Origin of the sequence: Pseudomonas sp. Irchel s3f10, from assembly GCF_900187515.1 — a bacterium.
GTDB classification, from domain to species: Bacteria; Pseudomonadota; Gammaproteobacteria; order Pseudomonadales; family Pseudomonadaceae; genus Aquipseudomonas; species Aquipseudomonas tensinigenes.
This window is the reverse complement of the sequence record NZ_FYDZ01000004.1, coordinates 94,786-116,643: the sequence shown is the minus strand read 5'-3', so window position 1 is coordinate 116,643 and position 21,858 is coordinate 94,786. Positions and strand designations below refer to the sequence as shown.

21 protein-coding genes are annotated in these 21,858 nt (G+C 59.5%); 7 read left to right on the top strand and 14 right to left on the bottom strand.

What is annotated here, in order from left to right:
- The first annotated feature begins 139 nt into the window (after positions 1-139).
- Positions 140-1,105: a bile acid:sodium symporter family protein gene (locus CKW17_RS11955; protein ID WP_095119977.1), complete on the top strand. Its 966-nt coding sequence runs from the start codon at positions 140-142 to the stop codon at positions 1,103-1,105.
- 119 nt (positions 1,106-1,224) lie between these two features.
- Complete coding sequence (gene sugE / locus CKW17_RS11950) at positions 1,225-1,539, top strand: quaternary ammonium compound efflux SMR transporter SugE (protein WP_003223093.1); 315 nt, start codon at positions 1,225-1,227, stop codon at positions 1,537-1,539.
- A gap of 97 nt (positions 1,540-1,636) precedes the next feature.
- Here sugE and CKW17_RS11945 read toward each other — a convergent pair whose 3' ends face one another.
- From CKW17_RS11945 to CKW17_RS11930, 4 genes are all read right to left on the bottom strand, one after another.
- Entirely contained in the window at positions 1,637-3,511 is a 1,875-nt protein-coding gene (locus CKW17_RS11945; protein WP_095119976.1) for an MFS transporter, read from the bottom strand.
- 99 nt (positions 3,512-3,610) lie between these two features.
- Entirely contained in the window at positions 3,611-4,762 is a 1,152-nt protein-coding gene (locus CKW17_RS11940) for a TDT family transporter (RefSeq protein WP_095119975.1), read from the bottom strand.
- Positions 4,763-4,867: 105 nt separating this feature from the next.
- On the bottom strand, positions 4,868-5,179 hold the full coding sequence (locus CKW17_RS11935; RefSeq protein ID WP_095119974.1) for a cupin domain-containing protein: 312 nt from the start codon (positions 5,177-5,179) through the stop codon (positions 4,868-4,870).
- A 50-nt stretch (positions 5,180-5,229) separates the two neighbouring features.
- The gene (locus tag CKW17_RS11930) at positions 5,230-6,417 is read right to left on the bottom strand and encodes an MFS transporter (RefSeq protein ID WP_095119973.1); all 1,188 of its coding nucleotides are present in this window, start codon (positions 6,415-6,417) and stop codon (positions 5,230-5,232) included.
- A 91-nt stretch (positions 6,418-6,508) separates the two neighbouring features.
- Between CKW17_RS11930 and CKW17_RS11925 the strand changes: the two genes are divergently transcribed.
- Positions 6,509-7,051 (top strand): TetR/AcrR family transcriptional regulator, encoded by a 543-nt coding sequence (locus tag CKW17_RS11925; protein WP_095119972.1) that lies wholly within the window; start codon positions 6,509-6,511, stop codon positions 7,049-7,051.
- Positions 7,052-7,309: 258 nt separating this feature from the next.
- A complete protein-coding gene (locus CKW17_RS11920; protein WP_095119971.1) occupies positions 7,310-10,780 on the top strand; it encodes a PAS domain-containing hybrid sensor histidine kinase/response regulator in 3,471 nt (1,156 codons plus the stop codon).
- Positions 10,781-10,867: 87 nt separating this feature from the next.
- Here the strand turns inward: CKW17_RS11920 and rmuC are convergent, their stop codons facing one another.
- Entirely contained in the window at positions 10,868-12,232 is a 1,365-nt protein-coding gene (gene rmuC, locus CKW17_RS11915) for a DNA recombination protein RmuC (protein ID WP_176470067.1), read from the bottom strand.
- A 175-nt stretch (positions 12,233-12,407) separates the two neighbouring features.
- A complete protein-coding gene (locus CKW17_RS11910; RefSeq protein ID WP_095119969.1) occupies positions 12,408-12,731 on the bottom strand; it encodes a hypothetical protein in 324 nt (107 codons plus the stop codon).
- A 962-nt stretch (positions 12,732-13,693) separates the two neighbouring features.
- Between CKW17_RS11910 and CKW17_RS11900 the strand changes: the two genes are divergently transcribed.
- The 3 genes from CKW17_RS11900 to CKW17_RS11890 all read left to right on the top strand — a co-directional run bounded on the left by CKW17_RS11900 (position 13,694) and on the right by CKW17_RS11890 (position 16,095).
- A complete protein-coding gene (locus CKW17_RS11900) occupies positions 13,694-13,918 on the top strand; it encodes a hypothetical protein (protein WP_034156218.1) in 225 nt (74 codons plus the stop codon).
- A 276-nt stretch (positions 13,919-14,194) separates the two neighbouring features.
- Positions 14,195-14,677: a hypothetical protein gene (locus CKW17_RS11895; RefSeq protein ID WP_095119968.1), complete on the top strand. Its 483-nt coding sequence runs from the start codon at positions 14,195-14,197 to the stop codon at positions 14,675-14,677.
- A gap of 146 nt (positions 14,678-14,823) precedes the next feature.
- The gene (locus CKW17_RS11890) at positions 14,824-16,095 is read left to right on the top strand and encodes an OmpP1/FadL family transporter (protein ID WP_095119967.1); all 1,272 of its coding nucleotides are present in this window, start codon (positions 14,824-14,826) and stop codon (positions 16,093-16,095) included.
- Positions 16,096-16,274: 179 nt separating this feature from the next.
- Here the strand turns inward: CKW17_RS11890 and CKW17_RS11885 are convergent, their stop codons facing one another.
- From CKW17_RS11885 to cobU, 8 genes are all read right to left on the bottom strand, one after another.
- Positions 16,275-16,835, bottom strand: coding sequence for a glutathione peroxidase (locus CKW17_RS11885; protein ID WP_095119966.1), 561 nt, complete (start codon positions 16,833-16,835; stop codon positions 16,275-16,277).
- A gap of 54 nt (positions 16,836-16,889) precedes the next feature.
- Positions 16,890-17,012: a hypothetical protein gene (locus tag CKW17_RS30550; RefSeq protein ID WP_256586225.1), complete on the bottom strand. Its 123-nt coding sequence runs from the start codon at positions 17,010-17,012 to the stop codon at positions 16,890-16,892.
- Complete coding sequence (locus CKW17_RS11880) at positions 17,009-18,217, bottom strand: MFS transporter (protein ID WP_095119965.1); 1,209 nt, start codon at positions 18,215-18,217, stop codon at positions 17,009-17,011. The genes CKW17_RS30550 and CKW17_RS11880 overlap by 4 nt, the downstream gene beginning before the upstream one ends.
- A 52-nt stretch (positions 18,218-18,269) precedes the next feature.
- On the bottom strand, positions 18,270-18,674 hold the full coding sequence (locus CKW17_RS11875) for a MarR family winged helix-turn-helix transcriptional regulator (protein ID WP_007919794.1): 405 nt from the start codon (positions 18,672-18,674) through the stop codon (positions 18,270-18,272).
- Positions 18,675-18,850: 176 nt separating this feature from the next.
- Positions 18,851-19,582 carry an adenosylcobinamide-GDP ribazoletransferase gene (locus CKW17_RS11870; RefSeq protein WP_095119964.1) on the bottom strand — a complete coding sequence of 244 codons (732 nt, stop codon included), beginning with the start codon at positions 19,580-19,582 and terminating at the stop codon, positions 18,851-18,853.
- Between the two features lies 1 nt (position 19,583).
- The gene (cobC, locus tag CKW17_RS11865; RefSeq protein WP_095119963.1) at positions 19,584-20,159 is read right to left on the bottom strand and encodes an alpha-ribazole phosphatase family protein; all 576 of its coding nucleotides are present in this window, start codon (positions 20,157-20,159) and stop codon (positions 19,584-19,586) included.
- A complete protein-coding gene (gene cobT, locus CKW17_RS11860; RefSeq protein ID WP_095119962.1) occupies positions 20,156-21,211 on the bottom strand; it encodes a nicotinate-nucleotide--dimethylbenzimidazole phosphoribosyltransferase in 1,056 nt (351 codons plus the stop codon). The genes cobC and cobT overlap by 4 nt, the downstream gene beginning before the upstream one ends.
- The gene (gene cobU / locus CKW17_RS11855) at positions 21,208-21,729 is read right to left on the bottom strand and encodes a bifunctional adenosylcobinamide kinase/adenosylcobinamide-phosphate guanylyltransferase (protein ID WP_095119961.1); all 522 of its coding nucleotides are present in this window, start codon (positions 21,727-21,729) and stop codon (positions 21,208-21,210) included. The genes cobT and cobU overlap by 4 nt, the downstream gene beginning before the upstream one ends.
- Positions 21,730-21,858: the final 129 nt, after the last annotated feature.

Here is a 21,858-nt window from a genome sequence, read left to right as displayed (position 1 = left end):
ATGTCCAAACTGTAGGAGTGAGCCTGCTCGCGATGAGGGACTGACATTCAACTTATATGTTGATTGAAAGATCGCTATCGCGAGCAGGCTCACTCCTACATTTGTTTTGTGGTGTTCATTTAATAATAAGGATCAAGCCATGCGCGCACTGGCTGCACTCAGCCGCTTTGTCGGCAACACCTTCGCTTACTGGGTTCTGATTTTTGCTGTGATTGCGTTCCTGCAACCGGCGTGGTTCCTCGGCCTGAAAAGCGCGATCGTACCGTTGCTCGGACTTGTCATGTTCGGCATGGGCCTGACCCTCAAACTCGACGACTTCGCTGCCGTTGCCCGCCATCCATGGCGCGTGGCACTGGGCGTGGTTGCCCATTTCGTAATCATGCCCGGTGTGGCGTGGTTGCTTTGCCAGGTGTTTCATCTGCCGCCAGAAATCGCCGTCGGGGTGATTCTGGTCGGCTGCTGCCCGAGCGGCACTTCTTCCAACGTCATGACCTGGCTGGCTCGCGGCGATCTGGCGTTGTCGGTGGCCATTGCTGCCGTCACCACCCTCCTCGCCCCGCTGCTGACCCCGGCGCTGATCTGGCTGCTGGCCTCGGCGTGGCTGCCGGTGTCGTTCATGGAGTTGTTCTGGTCGATCCTGCAAGTGGTGCTGCTGCCGATCATCCTAGGCGTGGTTGCCCAGCGTTTGCTCGGCGACAAGGTTCGTCACGCCGTCGATGTGTTGCCGCTGGTGTCGGTGGTCAGCATCGTGATCATCGTCACCGCCGTAGTAGCCGCCAGTCAGGCGAAAATCGCCGAATCCGGGCTGCTGATCATGGCTGTGGTCATGCTGCACAACAGCTTCGGTTATTTGCTGGGTTACTTCACCGGGCGCCTGTTCAAGTTGCCGCTGGCCCAGCGCAAATCGCTGGCGCTGGAAGTGGGCATGCAGAATTCGGGATTGGGCGCGGCATTGGCCAGTGCGCATTTTTCGCCATTGGCGGCAGTGCCGAGCGCGCTGTTCAGCGTTTGGCACAATATTTCCGGGGCACTGCTGTCGACGTACTTCCGGCGCATGAGTGAAAAGGAAGATCGCGATTCGCTGGCGCAACAAGCGGCCGACTGAGGCGCAAACTTGATCCCCGGGTTAATGCTGGTCAAACTAGCGCGCAACGCGGGGACGACCCTGCGGCTCGATCGAGTCATTAATCTGGGGACGACCCCGTCTATCGATGGAGGTCTTGCATGTCCTGGATCATTCTGTTTTTCGCCGGCCTGTTCGAAGTCGGCTGGGCCGTCGGCCTGAAATACACCGACGGCTTCACCCGCCCGCTACCCACCGTACTGACCGTTGCGGCCATGGCCATCAGCCTTGGCCTGCTTGGCCTGGCGATGAAAGAATTGCCGTTGGGCACGGCGTATGCGATCTGGACCGGAGTCGGTGCGGTGGGCACGGTGATTGCCGGGATCATCCTGTTTGGCGAGTCGATGGCGTTGATTCGGCTGGCCAGTGTGGCGTTGATCATTACCGGGTTGATTGGGCTTAAGGTCAGCGCTTAGGCATCTACCGCAATCGCGAGCAGGCTCACTCCTACAGGGAAACGCATTTCAAATGTAGGAGTGAGCCTGCTCGCGATAACGCCAACACAATCAGCGGCTATCTGACAGCCCCGCGCAACTCCCCGACCAACCCCTGCAACTTCGCCGGCTCAGCCACATCAATGCCTACCGGCGCACCCGCCACCAACGTCACCCGCGACCACAACCGCCGAAACACACCTTTATTCGGATCGCGACTGAAGAAACTCCCCCACAACCCCTGCAACGCCAACGGAATCACCGGTACCGGCGTCTCCTCGAGAATCCGCGTCAGCCCGCCCCGGAATTCGTTCATCTCGCCGTCGGCGGTCAACTTGCCTTCCGGGAAGATGCACACCAGCTCGCCGTCCTTCAGATATTGAGCAATCCGGGTGAACGCCTTTTCGTAAATCTGGATGTCTTCATTACGTCCGGCAATCGGAATTGTCCCCGCCGTGCGGAAGATAAAGTTCAGCACCGGCAAGTTGTAGATCTTGTAGTACATGACAAAGCGAATCGGCCGACGCACCGCACCGCCAATCAGCAAGGCATCGACGAACGACACGTGGTTGCACACCAGCAATGCCGCGCCTTCATCGGGAATCGCCTCAAGGTTACGGTGCTCGACGCGGTACATGGAATGGCTGAGTAGCCAGATCATGAAACGCATGCTGAACTCGGGGACGATTTTGAAGATGTAGGCGTTGACGCCGATATTCAGCAGCGACACCACGAGGAACAACTGCGGAATCGACAGCTTGGCCACGCTCAGCAGCACGATCGAGACGATGGCTGATACCACCATAAACAACGCGTTGAGAATGTTGTTGGCGGCAATCACCCGCGCGCGCTCGTTTTCAGCGGTACGTGACTGGATCAAGGCATACAGCGGCACGATGTAGAAACCACCGAAGATGCCGAGGCCAAGAATATCGATCAACACCGCCCAGGTGTGCACGAAGCCCAGCACCTCGATCCAGCTGTGGCCAGTGACACTGTCGGGAATTCCGCCGGAGTGCCACCACAACAGCAAACCGAACACGGTCAGACCAAACGAGCCGAACGGCACCAAGCCAATCTCGACTTTGCGCCCGGACAGTTTCTCGCAGAGCATCGAGCCGAGCGCGATACCGACCGAGAACACCGTCAGAATCAGGGTGACCACGGTCTCATCACCGTGCATCCACTCTTTGGCATAGGCTGGAATCTGCGTCAGATAAATCGCCCCGACAAACCAGAACCACGAGTTGCCGACAATCGAGCGTGACACCGCCGGGGTCTGGCCCAGACCGAGTTTCAAGGTGGCCCAGGACTGGCTGAAGATGTTCCAGTTCAGACGCATCTCAGGCGACGCTGCCGCTGCGCGGGGAATGCTGCGACTGGCGAGATAACCCAGCACGGCAATCCCGACGATCGCGCAGGACACCAACGGCGCATAGTGCGAAGAGGACATGATGACCCCGGCACCAATCGTCCCGGCGAGAATCGCCAGAAACGTGCCCATTTCCACCAGGCCGTTGCCGCCCACCAACTCATCCTCGCGCAGCGCTTGCGGCAGGATCGAATACTTCACCGGCCCGAACAGCGCCGAATGCGTGCCCATGGCGAACAGCGCCACCAGCATCAGCGACAAATGATCGAACAGGAAACCGACCGATCCTACGGCCATGATCGCGATTTCCGCGAGTTTGATCAGACGGATCAGCGCGTCCTTGGCGAACTTTTCCCCAAACTGCCCGGCCAGCGCCGAGAACAGGAAGAACGGCAGGATAAACAGCAACGCACACAGGTTGACCCAGATCGAACGGTCACCCTCGATGGTCAGCCGATAAAGAATGGCGAGGATCAGCGACTGCTTGAACACGTTGTCGTTGAACGCGCCGAGCGACTGCGTGATGAAGAACGGCAAGAAGCGCCGGGTGCGCAGCAGGTTGAACTGTGAGGGGTGACTCATCTTCCGTGTTTCCCTGATGTTTAAGGTAGAGAGGCCTGGGTACTGCTTATTGGATTCTCGAACCGCGATCCAGGCCACACCTTACCTAAAACTTTCAGGTTATTTCTTCAAACCTGCAATACATGGCGAGACAAACAGCTCGCCACGCCACGCACCTTGCACGGTGCGTTTGCCGACAATCAGCCACATCACCGCCAGCAACATCACCAGCAGCGTGCCGACGACGCTGAAAAACGTCAGGTTCAGAGTGCTCGCCAGTTTCAGGGTTGCCAGCGAATACACGCCCAACGGGAAGGTGAATCCCCACCAGCCGAGGTTGAACGGAATGCCGTCACGCAAGTAACGCACGGTGATCAGCAGCGCCATCAGCATCCACCACAACCCGAAGCCCCACAGGGTAATGCCGGCAATAAGTCCCAGACCAGAAGCGATCTCGCCGATGCCTGGCAGACCGTTCGCCGCGAAAATCGCTGGCGCATCACCGCCCAACAGCAACATGCCCAGCGCACCGGTGCCGATCGGGCCGAGGGCCAGCCAGCTCGAGGCAGCCATGTTCTCGTGGGGCAGTTTGTGCAGGGCCATGCGCAGCAGCAGAATCGTCAGAATACTGAACGCTACCGGTAGGGAAAAGGCCCAGAGCACGTAGCTTGTCGTCAGCACCACCAGTTGCGAGTGGGCATCGGTGAGATGCGGTGCAAGCAAACCACCGCTGGCCGCCGCCACTTCGGCTGCGACTACCGGCAGCAGCCAAACGGCGGTCATCTGGTCGATGCTGTGTTCCTGACGGGTAAACATCATGTACGGAATCAACACGCCGCAAGCCAGCGACATGGCCACATCGATCCACCACAGCACTTCGGCAAGATGAATCACACCGTCGCCCCAACGCGACAGACCAAACAACAGAAAGCCGTTGATGATCGTCGCCAGGCCCATGGGAATGGTGCCGAAGAACATCGATACCGTGGAGTGGCCGAAAATCCGCCGCGCTTCATCGAAGAACAAAATCCAGCGCGCGGCGTAGGCAGCGGTAAACAGGCTGAACAACAGAATGTTGAACAACCACAAACCTTCAGCAATGGCGTGCAGGCCTGGAATGGCCAACGGCAGTTGCGCCAACGCCAACGCCAGCACACCGGTGCCCATTGTGGCAGCGAACCAGTTCGGGGTGAACTGGCGGATCACTTCGCGCGGATGCTGAAGCTGACTGAGCGGCTTGATGCCGGGTTTGGCACTGTTGGGGCAAATCATCATGAACTCCTGTCCTCTGGTGAGGTTGAGTCCATGGTAGAACCGAATCGAATATCTATATAACGGGTAATATCTCTAACTGTTATCTGTTTTGCCAATAAGCATTCAGACGCTGCCTTCGCTCTCGATCACCAGAATCCGCGCTGCACCTTGCGGATGGGCGACGTGCTCGGTGCCGACGCTCGCATAGAAGATGTCGCCGACATCCAGCTGCACCTGTTTTTCTTCGCCTGACTCGCGGTAATGCATCAGCACTTGGCCATCGAGCACCACAAACACTTCTTCGCCGTCGTTGACGTGCCATTTGTACGGCTGATCCGTCCAGTGCAGGCGCGTGGTGATGCCGTTCATGTTGGCGATGTCCAGCGCGCCCCAGGCGCGCTCGGCGGTGAAGGTCTTGCTGCGAATAATCTTCATGAGTCGATCCGTGCGAAGAGGCGGGGCAAGGCTAACCGAAAGCGCGCCGTTTATGGAACGCGGCACACTTTGGATGGCGCTGGACGCAGGCTCAGCAACAGGGCGCCTAAAGCCAACACGATCAGAATTGCCCCGTAACCATCGGTGGTCGCCAGCAGACCGTAGCTGCGCGACAAGTGCCCGGCGAGCAACGCCGGCAGACAGAACGCCAGATAACTGAGTACGTAATAGGCCGCCATCAATCCGGCACGCTCATGAGGCAAGGCCAGTGGCACCAGACTACGCACGGCACCGAGAAATCCCGAACCAAAGCCGCAACCGGCGACCAGCGTGCCGAGGAAAAACACCGACAGACTGGCGCTGTGCACCCCCAGCAGAATCAACACCAGGCCGATCGGCAACAGGCTCGCGCCCAACTGCAATGCCCTTGTCGCGGGACGATTGCGCAGCGTGAAAATCATCAATGCACCGGTCACCGTCAGGGCAGCCACGGTTGCGCCGCCGATCAGATTGGAAGTCGAACCGGTGGCGGTGCGCACCAGCGATGGCGCGAGGGAGGCGTAGAAACCGCCGAGCGCCCAGGTTGCGGTGTTCAGCGGCAACACTCGCCACAACGTTGAACGTGCCTGCACCGGCACATGCAAAGTCGGCCGCAACGATGCCCACGCCCCGGCTTGCGGGGTGACGCTTTCCGGTAAGCGCCAGACATAAATGCCCTGCAATACAAACAGTGCGAGCAGCAGCCAATAGGTCAGTTGCAGCGGTGCCGGCGCAAATTCGGCCAACAAACCGCAGCCCATGCCGCCCAAGGCCATGCCGAGCAACGGCGCCACACTGTTGATCAACGGCCCCTGCTGGCGATCCGTGTCGAGCAGGGTCGCGCTTAAAACAGCGGTGGCCATGCCGGTGGCAAATCCTTGCAGAACACGCGCGCTGATCAGCCACGCCACACTGTCGGCGTAGATAAACAGCAACATCGCCAACGCGTTGAGCAGCACGGCGGTGAAGATCACCGGTTTACGTCCCAGGTGATCGGAAAGGGAGCCGACAGTTAATAGCGCCGCCAACAGGCTGAGGGCGTAGACGCCGAAAATCAGGGTCAGAACGGCTGCCGAGAAATGCAGTTGATCCTGATACAAGTGATACAGCGGTGTCGGCGCCGTGGAAGCAGCGAGAAAACTGAGTAAGGTGATCGCCAGAAACCACAGGCTGGATCGATTGGAAGCAAGGCTGATCATGGGCACACTCCGCAAAAGCTAATTTTTTGCTTTTGCGGAGTGTGCTACTGCCTCGCGCTTAAAGCAAATTCTTTGTGTTAAGGTCTGCCGCATGGCTATTAAAGAAGGTTTACGCCCCGGCGGCCGCAGTGCCCGGGTGCAAGATGCAATTCATTCGGCAGTCCGTGCGCTCCTGCAAGAACAGGAGCGCTCGAGCGTGACCGTCCCGCAAATCGCCGCTCGCGCCGGGGTGACGCCATCGACGATTTACCGGCGTTGGGGTGATCTGTCCGCGTTGCTAGCAGACGTCGCCCTCGCCCGCATGCGCCCGGACAGCGAACCGGCGCAAACCGGCAGCCTGCGCAGTGATATTCGTGCGTGGGCCGAGCAGTATCTCGATGAGATGAGTTCGGAGCCTGGGCGCAACATGATGCGCGACGTGCAGGCGAGCGCTACGCCGGGGTATTGCGTGACGATCATTGGCGCGCAATTGCAGACGATCATCGCGCGACATCCCGATGAGGCGGCGCCGAGTGTTGATCGGTTGATCAATCTGGTGGTGGCGCCGGTGGTGTTCCGTATCCTGTTTTCGGCGGCGGCGCTGGAGGTGGATGAGCTGCATCGGCTGATCGATATTGCGCTACGTCAGGACTGACGCCGATATTCATGTAGGAGCTGCGGCACGCTGCGATCTTTTGATCTTGATTTTGAAAAATAAAAAGATCGCAGCCTCGTTTCACTCGACAGCTCCTACAGGGTTCGATGCCTGGCAATGTCAACGCACAACGCCTCCATTCAAAACTGCGACACCCCGCCACGCCACGACCTTGGTCGACACTGACTAACCGCCCCGCGCATGCGAGACTGTCCGCCCGGGCAGGAGTGCCGGGGAGTCTTTTGTCGGGAGTGTTGCATGTCGCTGTCCACCGGGCTGATCGCCGCCGTCGCCCTGGCCTATATGGCCATCATGTTCGCCATCGCCTTTTACGGCGACCGACGCAGCGCGCCGTTGCCGCCGCGCGTGCGTGCCTGGGTGTACAGCCTGTCGCTGGCGGTTTACTGCACCAGCTGGACGTTCTTCGGTGCGGTCGGCCAGGCAGCCGAACAACTGTGGTCATTCCTGCCGATTTACCTCGGACCGATCCTGCTGTTGGTGGGCGCGCCGTGGGTCCTGCAGAAAATGGTGATGATCAGCAAACAGGAGAACATCACCTCCATCGCTGACTTTATCGCTGCACGCTACGGCAAATCGCAATCGCTGGCGGTGGTCGTAGCGCTGATCTGTCTGGTCGGCGTCCTCCCCTACATCGCCCTGCAACTCAAAGGCATCGTTCTCGGCGTGAATCTGTTGATCGGCGCCGGTGCCGACGCCATGGGCACTCGCGCCCAAGACACCGCGCTGATCGTGTCACTGGTGCTGGCACTGTTCACCATAGTCTTCGGTACGCGCAACCTCGATGCCACCGAACACCACCGTGGCATGGTGTTGGCGATTGCCTTCGAATCGCTGGTCAAACTGTTCGCTTTTCTCGCCGTCGGTGCCTTCGTCACCTATGGCCTGTATGACGGTTTCGATGACCTGTTCAACCAGGCCATGCTCGCCCCGCGGCTTGAGGAATACTGGAAAGAAACCATCAATTGGCCGTCGATGGTGGTGCAGACCGGCGTGGCGATGATGGCGATCATCTGTCTGCCCCGGCAGTTCCACGTCACGGTGGTGGAGAACATTGATCCGCAGGATCTGCGCCTGGCCAAATGGGTATTTCCGGCGTACCTCGCCCTGGCTGCACTGTTCGTAGTCCCGATCGCTTTAGCCGGTCAGATGATGTTGCCAAGTGACGTCTTGCCCGACTCCTTCGTGATCAGCCTGCCACTGGCGCAAGCCCACCCGGCACTGGCGATGCTTGCGTTTATCGGTGGCGCGTCGGCGGCGACCGGCATGGTGATTGTCGCCAGTGTTGCGCTGTCGACCATGGTCTCCAACGACATGCTGTTGCCGTGGTTGCTGCGCAGAAATAACGCCGAGCGCCCGTTCGAAGTATTCCGCCAGTGGATGCTCTCGGTGCGGCGCGTGAGCATCGTGGTGATTCTGTTGCTGGCGTACGTCAGCTATCGCTTGCTCGGCTCGACCGCGAGTCTGGCGACCATCGGCCAGATCGCCTTCGCCGCCGTGACTCAACTGGCACCCGCCATGCTCGGTGCCTTGTACTGGAAACAGGCCAACCGTCGCGGCGTTTTCGCAGGTTTGGCTGCGGGCACTTTCCTCTGGTTCTACACGTTGATCCTGCCGATTGCCGCGCACAGTCTCGGTTGGTCGCTGAGCAGTTTTCCGGGGCTGGCGTGGCTGCACAGCAATCCACTGAACCTGCCGATCACCCCGCTGACCCAAGGTGTGGTGTTGTCGCTGGCCGGTAACTTCACCCTGTTTGCCTGGGTTTCGGTGTTATCCCGCACGCGCGTGTCGGAGCACTGGCAGGCCGGGCGCTTCATCGGACAGGAGATCAGCGCACGGCCGAGTGCACGCTCGATGCTGGCGGTGCAGATCGACGATTTGCTGCAATTGGCCGCGCGTTTCGTCGGTGAGGAACGTGCGCGGCAGAGCTTTATTCGCTTCGCCTATCGACAGGGCAAAGGCTTCAACCCGAACCAGAATGCCGACGGCGAATGGATTGCCCATACCGAGCGCTTGCTGGCCGGTGTGCTTGGCGCTTCTTCGACGCGTGCTGTAGTAAAAGCCGCCATCGAAGGTCGGGAAATGCAACTGGAAGACGTCGTCCGAATCGCCGACGAAGCCTCCGAGGTACTGCAATTCAACCGCGCTCTGCTGCAAGGTGCGATCGAGAACATCACCCAAGGCATCAGCGTGGTCGACCAGTCGCTGAAACTGGTGGCCTGGAACCGGCGCTATCTGGAACTGTTCAACTACCCGGACGGTTTGATCAGCGTTGGCCGACCGATTGCCGACATCATCCGCTACAACGCCGAGCGCGGTTTGTGCGGCCCCGGTGAAGCGGAAGTCCACGTTGCCCGGCGTTTGCACTGGATGCGTCAAGGCCGCGCGCATACCTCTGAACGTTTGTTCCCCAACGGCCGGGTGATCGAGCTGATCGGCAACCCGATGCCCGGTGGCGGTTTCGTCATGAGTTTCACCGACATCACCGCGTTCCGCGAAGCCGAGCAGGCGTTGACCGAAGCCAACGAAGGGCTGGAGCAACGGGTCAGCGAACGCACTCAGGAACTGTCGCAACTCAACGTCGCGCTGACCGAAGCCAAGGGCACCGCCGAGGCGGCCAACCAGTCGAAAACCCGCTTCCTCGCGGCGGTCAGCCATGACTTGATGCAACCGCTGAACGCCGCCCGCCTGTTCTCCGCCGCCCTCTCCCATCAGGATGACGGCTTGAGCAGCGAGGCGCAGACACTGGTGCAACATCTCGACAGTTCCTTGCGCTCGGCCGAGGATCTGATCAGCGATCTGCTGGATATTTCCCGACTGGAAAACGGCAAGATCAACCCGGATCGCAAGCCGTTCGCCGTCAATGAGCTGTTCGACATTCTCGGCGCCGAGTTCAAGGCGCTGGCCCAGGAACAAGGATTGACCTTCCGTGTACGCGGCAGTCATCTGCGCATCGACAGCGACATCAAATTGCTCAGACGTATTCTGCAGAACTTCCTCACCAACGCATTTCGCTACGCCAAAGGCCCGGTGTTGCTGGGCGTGCGTCGACGTGGCGGCGAGTTGTGCCTGGAGGTGTGGGATCGCGGACCAGGGATTCCGGAAGATAAACAGCAGGTGATTTTCGAGGAGTTCAAGCGCCTCGACAGCCATCAGACCCGCGCCGAAAAAGGTCTCGGGCTGGGTTTGGCGATTGCCGATGGTTTGTGCCGTGTACTCGGGCATACCTTGCGTGTGCGTTCGTGGCCGGGGCGCGGCAGTGTGTTCAGCGTCAGCGTGCCGCTGGCTCGCTCACAAGCCGTGCCGGCGAGCGCCGCGGTTGAATTGAGTGGCAAATTGCTGAGCGGCGCGCAAGTGCTGTGCATCGACAACGAAGACAGCATTCTGATCGGCATGAACAGCCTGCTGAGCCGCTGGGGCTGTCAGGTATGGACGGCGCGTAATCGTGAGGAATGCGCGGCGTTGTTGAACGACGGGGTGCGACCGCAAGTGGCGCTGGTCGACTATCACCTCGATCACGGGGATACCGGCACCGAGTTGATGGCGTGGTTGCGCACGCATCTGGGTGAGCCGGTGCCGGGGGTGGTGATCAGTGCTGACGGGCGACCGGAGATGGTCGCGCAGGTGCATGCGGCGGGGCTGGATTATCTGGCCAAACCGGTGAAGCCGGCGGCGTTGCGGGCGTTGTTGAGTCGGTATTTGCCGTTGTAGAAGCAAAAGATCGCAGCCTCCGGCAGCTCCTACATTGGTACGGCGTACATCCTGTAGGAGCTGCCGGAGGCTGCGATCTTTTGAACTTTATTCAGGGAGTTCGACAAGACCATCGACATCGGTCATCGCCCGTTCCAGCAAATCCGCCGGCAAGCTTTTGCTCGCCCGCGCACCGAGCAACTTCAGCTGTTCACTGCGACTGACCAGATTGCCGCGCCCCTCTGTGAGCTTGTTGCGCGCTGAGCTGTAGGCTTTATCCAGCTGTTGCAGACGATTGCCGACCTCGTCGAGATCCTGAATAAACAGCACAAACTTGTCGTACAGCCACCCGGCGCGCTCGGCGATTTCCCGGGCGTTCTGGCTCTGACGCTCCTGCTTCCACAGACTGTCGATCACGCGCAAAGTCGCCAGCAACGTGGTCGGGCTGACGATGACGATGTTGCGGTCGAAGGCTTCCTGAAACAGTGATGGCTCCGCCTGCAACGCCGCCGAAAACGCCGCTTCGATCGGCACGAAGAGCAAAACGAAATCGAGGCTGTGCAGCCCTTCCAGACGCTTGTAGTCCTTGCCGGCCAGGCCTTTGACGTGATTGCGTAACGACAGGACGTGCTGCTTGATCGCAATCTGCCCGAGGCTGTCGTCGTCGGCAGCCACGTATTGCTGATAGGCGGTGAGGCTCACCTTGGAGTCCACCACCACTTGCTTGTCGCCCGGCAGATAGATGATCACGTCAGGCTGGAAGCGCTCGCCGTCCGGGCCTTTGAGATTGACCTGCGTCTGGTACTCGCGGCCCTTCTCCAGACCGGCGTGTTCGAGCACACGTTCAAGAATCAGCTCGCCCCAGTTGCCTTGGGTTTTCTGGCCTTTGAGGGCGCGGGTCAGGTTGGTCGCTTCGTCGCTCAAACGCAGGTTGAGCGCCTGCAACCGTTCAAGCTCCTTGGCCAGCGAGAAGCGCTCGCGGGCCTCGGCCTGATAGCTTTCTTCCACACGTTTTTCGAAGGATTGAATGCGCTCCTTGAGCGGATCCAGCAACTGGCCGAGCCGTTGCTGACTGGTCTCGGCAAAACGCTGCTCGCGCTCATCGAAGATCTTCCCGGCCAGTTCGGCAAACTGCGCGCGCAGTTCATCGCGCGAACCTTGCAAGTCGCTGAGGCGTTGCTGATGACTTTCCTGCTGCTCGCGCAGTTCGGCGTTCAGCGAAGCGGCCTGTGCGTCGAGGCGGCGCAGTTCAGCTTCCTTATTGGCGCGTTCGAGGTTCCAGGCGTGGGAGGCATCGCGGGCGTCGTCACGCTCGATCTGCAGCAATTCGACTTCCCGGCGCAGAGCGGCCAGATCAGCCTGCTTGGCGGCATTGGCCTGGCCGAGATCGGCCACTTCATCGCGGCTGGCGTCGAGTTGCGCGTTGAGTCCGTCCTGGGCCAGTTGGGCCATGGCCAGCCGTTCTTCGAGCAAGGCGACCTCGGCTTGGCCATTGCTCGCCCGACGCTGCAGTTGCCAGGCGAGTGCCAACAATGGCAGCCCTGCCCCTGCGAGACCGAGCAACACGCTGGTCAAGTCCATCGCCATAACGACTCCTGCCGATTCGATAAAGCCTGAAGGTTAACCAAGGTGTCAGGTCTTGGACAGCTCAGTCTTCGAGCAGACCGAGTTCCTGCTGCGCGCGACGATCACCAGCGCGGGCGGCCTGGCGCAGCAGATCCTGACCGATGCGCCGATCCCGAGCGTTACCGCACTCGCGGCACATCAGTTGACCGAGACGACTTTGCGCGGCGACGACACCTTCACGCGCCGGTTGCTTGAGCAGGCGGCCAGCGAGGTGTTTGGCATTGTGGCTGGCGCTCAGGCGCGGGCTGTCGAGCAGCCATTCGGCAACGCGAACGGTAAAGCGCTTGGGCGGAGTAACACGGGGAGGTTCTGAGGTTACAGAGTCTGATACTGAGCGAAACTTCATAAAGCACTGTGGGACGAATCGGAAGGCGCGCCACTCTACTCTCTTTTTCTTACAGGTAAAGTCGAAAAACAACCCGGCACGCCCGTCCTAGAGCAAGCGCTCGGGACAATCCACAGAAGCTGTGGATAACTCAGTGGACAACCGCCCTCCAACCCTCGCAAAGCCTTATGGAATGGGGCCCGCAGTCAAACTGACGATTTTTTCACCAACAAAAAAAAGCGATGTTTTTCATTGACTTAAACTTTCGTTACAGGCAGCCATCGGGGTCAGGATTGATGTGACAGTGCCGTTACAGGTCGCGCAACTAATGTGCACAAGTACCTGTTACTGGGTTATATCGATGCACTTTTTCCGAGCGTTTTCACCATGACTCTGGGGATAAGCGGCGTAAACACACAGTTTTGTGAGTGGAGCTACACCGACCGACGGTAGCAATCTGCACCATCTGGCCTGAATCTGCAGATCAGCGGAGCTGAAGCAGTGGTCGATTTCAGTCTTTTTCAAACCAGGGTTTGCTTTAAGCATTTCGATCCGTTAGTATCCGCGGCGTTAGTACCAAGCTGAAAGTCAATTCCGGTCGAACACATCCCCACGGTCAGCCTTCTACCAAGAAGCCCTACCGAAAAAAGCGGGAACGACCCCTCGATGGTTTCCAGGTAAATCTTGCGACGACACTGCCTTCGAATGATGCGAAGGGTGTTGCGAAGACCACTTACTCTGACCGAACCAACCTGCAAATTGATCAGGATCTTCACCCCGGGCCCAGAACCTTTGCCCTTGATGTGTTGCCTGCCCTCCTAAGTACCTACCTGCCAGCCCAAGCGCGCCAACTTAATTGCGCTTCAAACTGGCTGCTTTGTTCCAGTCGGGTTCTTCGTTCGACCAATGGTGGTCGACGTTACTGGAACGTTTTAACGTTGCACGGTTCTTATCCGTGTCATTTGTAGGAACACCTAATAACTATGTCTACTCAAATCCATACTCAGGATGCCATTCGCACCCTAACCAACGCTTTTGCACCAATGAACTGCCTGATCATGGCCGCTCGCAAAGGCTGCTTCAGCTTCACACTGGTCAACGAACACGGTATCGCCCGCCACAGCGAGCGTCTGTACCCCGATCAGTACTCCAGCGCCGAACCGCTGCAGGCCGTGATCGACCGTACCCGTCAGGCATTGATTGCCTGAGAGCCGAAAAGGCTGCAAAAGCAAAAGCCCCGCACAAAATGCGGGGCTTTTTATTGCCTGATGTTTCACTTTTAGCCGTTGGCGCTTAAGTACCAACGGATATAACGGTTATAACTCGAAGCCGGAAATATTTTAAAAACAGGCCTTTACGTCGCGAATATGACACTACACTTCAACTCAAGCGGCGTGATCCGCTTGCGGCGAGCCTGAACCGATCCACTGCTGCCAAGCCCCCCCCTTCAGGACTCGCCATCAATAACAAGAACCGAGGGTTTTATGGGTATCGCTGCCAGCGAACTGTGCCGCTACGTGATCCGTCCCACGCTGATCTACCTGGGACGTCACAGCGCGACTGCCGAATCTCTGCTGCTGGGCATCGCCGCCAGCCAGTCAGCCCTCGGTTCCGCCCTGCATGACCGCCGTGGCCACGGGCTTTACCGCATCGCCGAGCAGCGCCATCAAGCCCTTTGGGATGATTACCTGGCACTCGATCCGGAGCGCGCCAGCCTGGTTCGCGGCCTCGCCAGCCAGCATGCTTTCCTGACTGGCCCGCATCTGGAACTGACGGTGAATCTGCGTTACGCCACGGCTATTGCCTGGCTCCTTGTGGAAGAGCAAAACCCCACCCTCCCCGATTCGAATGACTTGCTGGGAATGGCGCGTATCTGGCGTCAGACCTTTCAACCCCAAGGTCGCCTGCGCGACTTCACTTACGCCTGGCACACCTGTGTTTCAACGGTGAATCAGGTCGCCTGCTGACCGACCGGTTTCAGAAGATCGCACAACAGGTCGCGATTTTGGTCGGATTGTCCTACAAAACCGCTCTAACTCAAGGCATACGGACTATAGCGCTGGGACGAAAATGTTGGTAATTTTCGCCCCGGTGATCATCAGGAGTTCTAATAATGAAAAAAGTCATGCTCAAAACCACCCTTAGCCTCGCCGTTACCCTTGCCTCCACTCAAATTTTCGCGGCCGGCTTTGCCCTCAACGAACAAAGCATCAGTGGGATGGGGACTGGTTTTGCCGGGCGATCTTCTTCTGCTGACGACGCAAGTACTGTTTATGGCAACCCTGCCGGCATGTCGCGCATCAAGCGTGAACAAGTTACCGGTGGTGTAGCCGTTGTCGATGCTCATACCGATATCAGCAATGCCAGCTCCAGCCCCAATGGCGGCAGCAACAAAGGCGACATGGTGCCCTTCACCGCTGTACCTATGGGCTTCTACGTCAAACCGATCGATGAGCATTGGGCATTCGGCCTCGGTGTTTATGTGCCGTTCGGCCTGATCACTGATTATGAAAACGGCTTTGCCGGCCGTTACTTCGGCAGCAAGTCCGAAGTGCAAGTCATCACTTTCCAACCGACCGTCAGCTACGCCTTCAACGACAAAGTTTCGATCGGTTTCGGCCCAACCATCAACCGCATTGACGGTGCACTGGAATCCAATCTGTCGATCACTCAAGCCCTGCCGGACGGCAAGGTCAAGATCAAGGGTGACGACACTGCACTGGGCTACAACGTCGGCCTGCTGGTACAAGCCACCGACTCCACTCGCGTGGGCCTGACCTATCACTCGAAAGTCGACTACAAGCTCGAAGGCAACACCAAGGTCAACTACGGCGCACTGGCCGCAGTCGGTCTGGGCGCCAGCCAGAAGTACGACGCTTCGCTGAAGATCACCACACCTGAATCGGTCGACCTCTCGGTAACCCAGGCGATCAACGATCGCTGGAACGTGTATGCCGGTACCACCTGGACCCGTTGGAGCCAGCTGGAAAAAATCACCGTCAAGAACTCTGGCGTTCAGCCGCTGCTGGCCGGCCAGTTCGGTTCGATCAACGAAGACCAGAACTGGCATGACTCCTGGGCGTACGCCGTGGGTACGTCGTATCAGTTGAACAAGGAATGGGTATTGCGTACCGGTCTGACCTTCGACCAGTCGCCGACCAATAACGAAGACCGTTCGCCACGCATTCCGACTGGCGACCGCACCATCTTCAGTATCGGTGCTGGCTGGAGCCCGACCGACGACCTGACCATCGACGTCGCTTACTCGTACCTGAAAGAAGAGTCAGTGAAGATCCGCAACGAAAACAACCGTGGCCAGAGCTACGACGCCAAGTATGAAAACTCGGCAAACGGTTTCGGTGTCGGCGCTACTTACCGCTTCTGATGCTGTGTGGCGAGGCTAACCCCTCGCCCACAAAAAGCCCCGCTCTCTTTGCAGAGGCGGGGCTTTTTAATGCCTGAAATTTGTGCGACCTGTAGGAGCTGTCGAGTGCAACGAGGCTGCGATCTTTTGATCTGTTTTTTTAAAATCAAAAGATCGCAGCGTGCCGCAGCTCCTACAGGTCAGGGCTTCAAGGGTTTCGAGGCGATAGCCTTTTCGATCGCGGCAATAAATTCCGGATCATCAGGCTTGGTCAGGCTGGAGAAATTGGCGATCACCTTGCCCTGGCGATCGACCACATACTTGTAGAAATTCCACTTCGGTGCGCTGCTCTGTGCGGCCAGCACCTGGAACAGATGCGCAGCATCATCACCACGAACCTTCTGCGGCTCGGTCATGGCGAACGTCACGCCGTAATTGGCGTAACAGACCTTGGCGGTCTCGGCGCTGTCCTTGGACTCCTGCTTGAAGTCATTGGAAGGCACGCCGAGCATTTCCAGCCCTTGCCCTTCGTAGCGCTTATGCAGCGCCTCCAGGCCTTCGAACTGCGGCGCGAAACCGCAGAAGCTTGCGGTGTTGACCACCACCAACGGTTTGTCGGCGTACTGTTTGCACAGATCGATGGATTCCTTGGCTCGCAGTTTGGGCAGCGAGCCTTGCAGCAATTCGGGACAGTCGGCGGCCTGGGCCAGACCAGTCAACGCCATCAGCAACGCGGGAACAGCACACCAGCGCATCAGCATGTCGAGCATCCTTGAGCAGTCGTCAGAGTTTGACGTTACTCGCCATGCCTGTTTCTAGCAAATGCTCATGCCCAACTGCATCAACGCCAGACCACCCTGATGCCAGCCCCACCACACCAGCGCCAGCAATGCGGCGCCGAGTGCGGTGATGACGATTCGTGACCAGAGTTGACTCATACGGCGCTCGCAGCGGCTTGCAGGCGCGCGACCGGCCGTTCGCGCACCGGCCAGTTCAGCGCCGCCGCCAGCAGACTCAATAGAATCGCCACTTGCCAGATCAAGTCATAACTCCCGGTTCGGTCATACACCACCCCGCCCAGCCAGCCGCCAAGAAACGAGCCGAGCTGATGGAACAGGAACACGATGCCGCCGAGCATGGACAGGTTTCGCACACCAAACAAGGTCGCCACCGTACCGTTGGTCAACGGCACCGTCGACAGCCACAGGAAGCCCATGGCCATGCCAAACAGGTAGGCCGACGTGGTCGTCACCGGCAGCCACAGGAACAGCACAATCACCACCGCGCGCAATAGGTACAACGCTGTCAGCAGACGCGGTTTGGACATACGCCCGCCGAGCCAACCGGCGGTGTAGGTGCCGAAGATATTGAACAGGCCGATCAACGCCAGCACCGTGGTGCCGACACTGGCGGGCAGATGCTGATCGACCAGATACGCAGGCAGGTGCACACCGATGAACACCACCTGAAAACCGCAGACAAAAAAGCCGAATGCCAACAACCAGAAACCCGAATGCGAACAGGCTTCGCGCAGGGCTTCGGACAAGGTTTGTTCATGGCCGAGCACTGGTAACGGCTTGTCCTTGAGCATGCTCACCAGCGGCACGATCATCGCCACCAGCAGCCCCAAGACCAACAGTGCCGCCGACCAGCCGAGCCAGCCGATCAACCCGAGGGTGCCCGGCAACATGGCGAACTGGCCGAACGAACCGGCGGCGCTGGCAATGCCCATGCCCATGCTGCGTTTCTCCGGCGGCACGGCGCGGCCGACGACGCCGAGAATCACCGAGAACGAAGTGCCGGACAGACCGATACCGATCAGCAAACCGGCGCTCAGTGACAGCGTCACCGCTGAGTCCGACAGGCCCATGCACACCAGACCCGCCGCGTAGAGCAGCCCACCAATGAGCACCACTTTTGCCGCGCCGAAGCGGTCAGCCAATGCGCCGGTAAACGGTTGCGCCAGGCCCCAGATCAAATTCTGCAAAGCGATGGCGAAGGCAAACACCTCGCGCCCCCAGCCGAACTGCGCGCTCATCGGTGACAGAAACAGGCCAAAACCGTGCCGCACGCCCAATGACAACGCCAAAATCAGCGCACTTCCGACCAAAACCCAACCGCACGTACGCCACATCGATGTCATTGTTATTCTCCGCTTGCGGGTATATACCCGCTTGAGTTTGGAAAAACCGGCCTCAGGCCAGTTCATCCAGCAATCTGAGCAAGGTTTCACGCTTCTCGGCACCCAGTCGATCGATCAACCGCTGCTGCGCCGCCTCCCAGGCCGGCAGTGCCGCTGCCAGGCGCTGCACGCCGGTTTCGGTGAGTTTGACGATGCGATTGCGCATGTCCTCGCCCTCGGCCAACGCCACCAGCCCCTCACCCTCCAGCACCCGCAGATTGCGCCCGAGAGTGCTGCGATCAAGACCCATGGCTTCGGCCAGTTCCGAGATGCTCGGTTGATCCAGACGCTGCAGGTTGCACAGCAAAGAATACTGGGCAACGTTGATCCCGAAGCCATCGAGAGCGCCATCGTAATGCCTGCTGACGCCACGAGCGGCGCGACGCAGGTTGGTGCACAAACACTGAGAAGGAAGCATGATGCGTGTATATACCCGCGACTGTGTTAAATCAAGTTACAGATGAGTTTACCCATAACATTTGTGCTGCCTGACAGATCGATTTCGCGAGCAGGCTCGCTCCCACATTTGAAAATGCGATCCCCTGTGGGAGCGAGCCTGCACGCGAAGAGGCCGGTACAAACAATCCAAAACTGTCAGACCAAAACCAATCCAACCAATATCACCATCTCCAGCAATTCCAGCAACGCCCCCGCCGTATCGCCCGTCGTCCCGCCCAACCGCCGCATCATCACCTGCCGCAGCCAGACAAACACTCCGAGAGCAATCACCAGCGCAACGACGGCGCCCAACCCGGCGATCATCACGCAGGCCAGCGCACTCATGCCCAACACCCACCATCCAGCCCTGCGCGGCAAATGATCCGCCAACGCCTGCCCCAACCCGCCGGCCCGCATATAGGGCGTAGTCAGAAACAGCCCAAGCAACGCCGCCCGCCCGAGCAACGGCACGATGATCAATGCCAGACCTTGCTGCTGTTCGATCAGCGCCAGCAGCGCAGCAAACTTGAGCAACAACACCAACACCAGCGTGACCACCGCAATCGGCCCGCTGCGCGGATCTTTCATGATCGTCAGCGTGCGCTCGCGATCACCAAAACCGCCGAGCCAGGCATCGGCGCTGTCGGCCAGGCCATCGAGATGCAACGCGCCACTGAGCAACACCCACACCGTCAGCAACAGCGCCGCATGCAACAACAACGGCGCGCCCGCCAACGCCAGATTCAACGCCCACAGGATCACGCCAAACAGCAGCCCAACCAGCGGATAAAACAGCAGCGACCGCCCAAGCTGTTCCGGTTCGGGCATCCCCGGCAAACGAATCGGCAGGCTGCTGAGAAATTGCAGGGCGATCCACAGCGGCAACATGTCAGCGACCTTCCTTGAGCGAACCATCCGCTTGAACCGTCAGCGCAAACAACGCGCCGTGAGCGACTTCGACATTGAGCAGTTGTTCGCGCGGCAACCCGCGCGCTTGCGCCAGCAACAGGCGCATCACACCACCGTGACTGATCAGCAAAACCCGCTCGCCAGCGTATGCATTGTGCAGGCGCGCAACGGCCGCCAGCACCCGAGCCGCGAACTCGCTGACCGGTTCACCCTGCGGCGGCGTGAACGAATACGGATCGGCCCAGAACAACCCCAAGGCCTCGGCATCGGTCTCCATCAACGCTGCCGCGCTCTGCCCTTCCCACGCGCCGAAATGCAGTTCCTGCAGATCCTTGTCCAGATGCATTGACAGGTTCAGTTGCTCACCCAGCTCAGCGGCGAACCGCGCACAACGCTGCAACGGCGAACTGACAATCCGAGCCCAAGGCCCGCCCTCGACCACCGCCGCACGCATCTGCAACCAACCCTTTTCAGTCAGCGCATCGTCGAGGCTGCCACGCAGACCACCGCCGAGCTCAGTCTCACCATGGCGCAGCAGATCCAGTTGCAGAGTCATGCCGGACGATCCGCTACCGCCGCTTCAGCGAACGTCGCCATCTGCCCGTGCAGGTCGCAGGCCAGACGCAACAATGGCACCGCCAGCGCAGCGCCACTGCCCTCGCCCAGACGCAGGCCGAGTTCCAGCAACGGCTCGGCCTTCAGCGTTTCCAGCACATGACGATGGCCCGGCTCCGCGCCACGATGACCGAACAGCAACCACTCGCGACAGGCCGGATTCAAACGCACCGCGACCAGCGCCGCGACCGTGCAGATAAAGCCGTCGACCAGCACCGCAACGCCTTCTTGAGCCGCTGCCAGATAGGCACCGACCAGTGCGGCGATTTCGAAACCACCGAGATTGAACAGGGTCTGCAACGCATCGCCACGCTGTCCGGCGTGCAATGCCAGCGCACGCTCGATCACTTGTGCTTTATGGCTGACACCTTGGGCATTCAGCCCGGTGCCGGGGCCGGTCAGATGCGCCACCGGGCAATCGAGCAAGGCGCAGGCCAAGGCACTCGCCGCGGTGGTGTTGCCAATACCCATTTCGCCGCCGATGAACAACTGCGCGCCCGCCGCTTTCGCCCGTAACAGACTGTCGCGACCGGCCTGCAAGGCGAGTTCGCCCTGAGCCTGAGTCATTGCCGCACCCTGAGCGAAGTTCGCCGTACCCGCGCCAATGTTCAAATGACGCACACCCGGCAGGTTCAGCGCGGGATTCACCGTGCCCAGATCGACCACTTCCAGCTGCGCGCCAAGCTGCCGCGCCAACACACTGATCGCCGCACCGCCGCTGACAAAGTTGAGCAGCATCTGCCCGGTGACTTCCTGCGGGAACGCCGAAACACCTTCAGCGACCACGCCGTGATCACCGGCAAAAATCGCGATCCACACTTGCGAGAGCGTCGGTTTGACCTGGCCTTGCAGGCCGGCCAATTGCACCGCGACCGATTCCAGACGCCCCAGCGAACCCGCCGGTTTGGTCAGTTGCTGTTGCCGCGCCGTCGCTTGTTCAACGACGTTGAGATCGACCGGTTTGCACGGGTTCAGCCACCAGGTTTGAGTCATAACGCAGGTCCTTTCAGAGTCAGGGGCAGGCCGGCGACGGTCAGGACAACACGCTGACAGCGCTCGGCCAGAGCTTGATGCAGCCAACCGGCTTCATCGACGTAGCGGCGAGTCAATTCGCCCAGCGGCACGACACCCATTCCGGTCTCGTTGCTGACAAAAATGATTTCTCCCGGCAGCGAGGCCAGGCATTCGAGCAGGGCTTCGCGCTCGGCAGCGAGGCGTTCGGCGTCATCGAGCATCAGCAGATTGGTCAGCCACAGGGTCAGGCAATCGACCAGCAGGCAACGCTCGGCACTGGCGCTTTCGCGCAGGACGCGGGCCAGTTCCAAGGGTTCTTCGATGAGCGCCCATTCGGCGGGACGGCGGGCGCGGTGATGGGCGACGCGATCGCTCATTTCACCGTCCAGCGGTTGACTGGTGGCGATGTAAGTCACGGCCAGGCCGCTATCGCTGGCGAGTTTTTCGGCCAGACGGCTTTTGCCGGAGCGGGCGCCGCCGAGGATCAGTTGGAGCATGGGGGGACATCCTGAAAATTATATGTTGAAGCCACAGGCGCTATCGCGAGCAGGCTCACTCCTACAAGGGATCTCGAGCAACCCTGAGTTCTGTGTAAAACACATAACCCTGTAGGAGTGAGCCTGCTC

Coding starts and splice junctions, on each gene's coding strand:
- CKW17_RS11955 (WP_095119977.1), top strand. CDS start 140: ATGCGCGCACTGGCTGCACTCAGCCGCTTTGTCGGCAACACCTTCGCT.
- CKW17_RS11900 (WP_034156218.1), top strand. CDS start 13,694: ATGTCTACTCAAATCCATACTCAGGATGCCATTCGCACCCTAACCAAC.
- CKW17_RS11880 (WP_095119965.1), bottom strand. CDS start 18,217: ATGACATCGATGTGGCGTACGTGCGGTTGGGTTTTGGTCGGAAGTGCG.
- CKW17_RS11910 (WP_095119969.1), bottom strand. CDS start 12,731: ATGAAGTTTCGCTCAGTATCAGACTCTGTAACCTCAGAACCTCCCCGT.
- CKW17_RS11885 (WP_095119966.1), bottom strand. CDS start 16,835: ATGCTGATGCGCTGGTGTGCTGTTCCCGCGTTGCTGATGGCGTTGACT.
- CKW17_RS30550 (WP_256586225.1), bottom strand. CDS start 17,012: ATGAGTCAACTCTGGTCACGAATCGTCATCACCGCACTCGGCGCCGCA.
- CKW17_RS11890 (WP_095119967.1), top strand. CDS start 14,824: ATGAAAAAAGTCATGCTCAAAACCACCCTTAGCCTCGCCGTTACCCTT.
- cobC (WP_095119963.1), bottom strand. CDS start 20,159: ATGACTCTGCAACTGGATCTGCTGCGCCATGGTGAGACTGAGCTCGGC.
- cobU (WP_095119961.1), bottom strand. CDS start 21,729: ATGCTCCAACTGATCCTCGGCGGCGCCCGCTCCGGCAAAAGCCGTCTG.
- CKW17_RS11930 (WP_095119973.1), bottom strand. CDS start 6,417: ATGATCAGCCTTGCTTCCAATCGATCCAGCCTGTGGTTTCTGGCGATC.
- CKW17_RS11870 (WP_095119964.1), bottom strand. CDS start 19,582: ATGTTGCCGCTGTGGATCGCCCTGCAATTTCTCAGCAGCCTGCCGATT.
- CKW17_RS11895 (WP_095119968.1), top strand. CDS start 14,195: ATGGGTATCGCTGCCAGCGAACTGTGCCGCTACGTGATCCGTCCCACG.
- CKW17_RS11935 (WP_095119974.1), bottom strand. CDS start 5,179: ATGAAGATTATTCGCAGCAAGACCTTCACCGCCGAGCGCGCCTGGGGC.
- CKW17_RS11925 (WP_095119972.1), top strand. CDS start 6,509: ATGGCTATTAAAGAAGGTTTACGCCCCGGCGGCCGCAGTGCCCGGGTG.
- CKW17_RS11920 (WP_095119971.1), top strand. CDS start 7,310: ATGTCGCTGTCCACCGGGCTGATCGCCGCCGTCGCCCTGGCCTATATG.
- cobT (WP_095119962.1), bottom strand. CDS start 21,211: ATGACTCAAACCTGGTGGCTGAACCCGTGCAAACCGGTCGATCTCAAC.
- CKW17_RS11940 (WP_095119975.1), bottom strand. CDS start 4,762: ATGATTTGCCCCAACAGTGCCAAACCCGGCATCAAGCCGCTCAGTCAG.
- CKW17_RS11945 (WP_095119976.1), bottom strand. CDS start 3,511: ATGAGTCACCCCTCACAGTTCAACCTGCTGCGCACCCGGCGCTTCTTG.
- sugE (WP_003223093.1), top strand. CDS start 1,225: ATGTCCTGGATCATTCTGTTTTTCGCCGGCCTGTTCGAAGTCGGCTGG.
- CKW17_RS11875 (WP_007919794.1), bottom strand. CDS start 18,674: ATGCTTCCTTCTCAGTGTTTGTGCACCAACCTGCGTCGCGCCGCTCGT.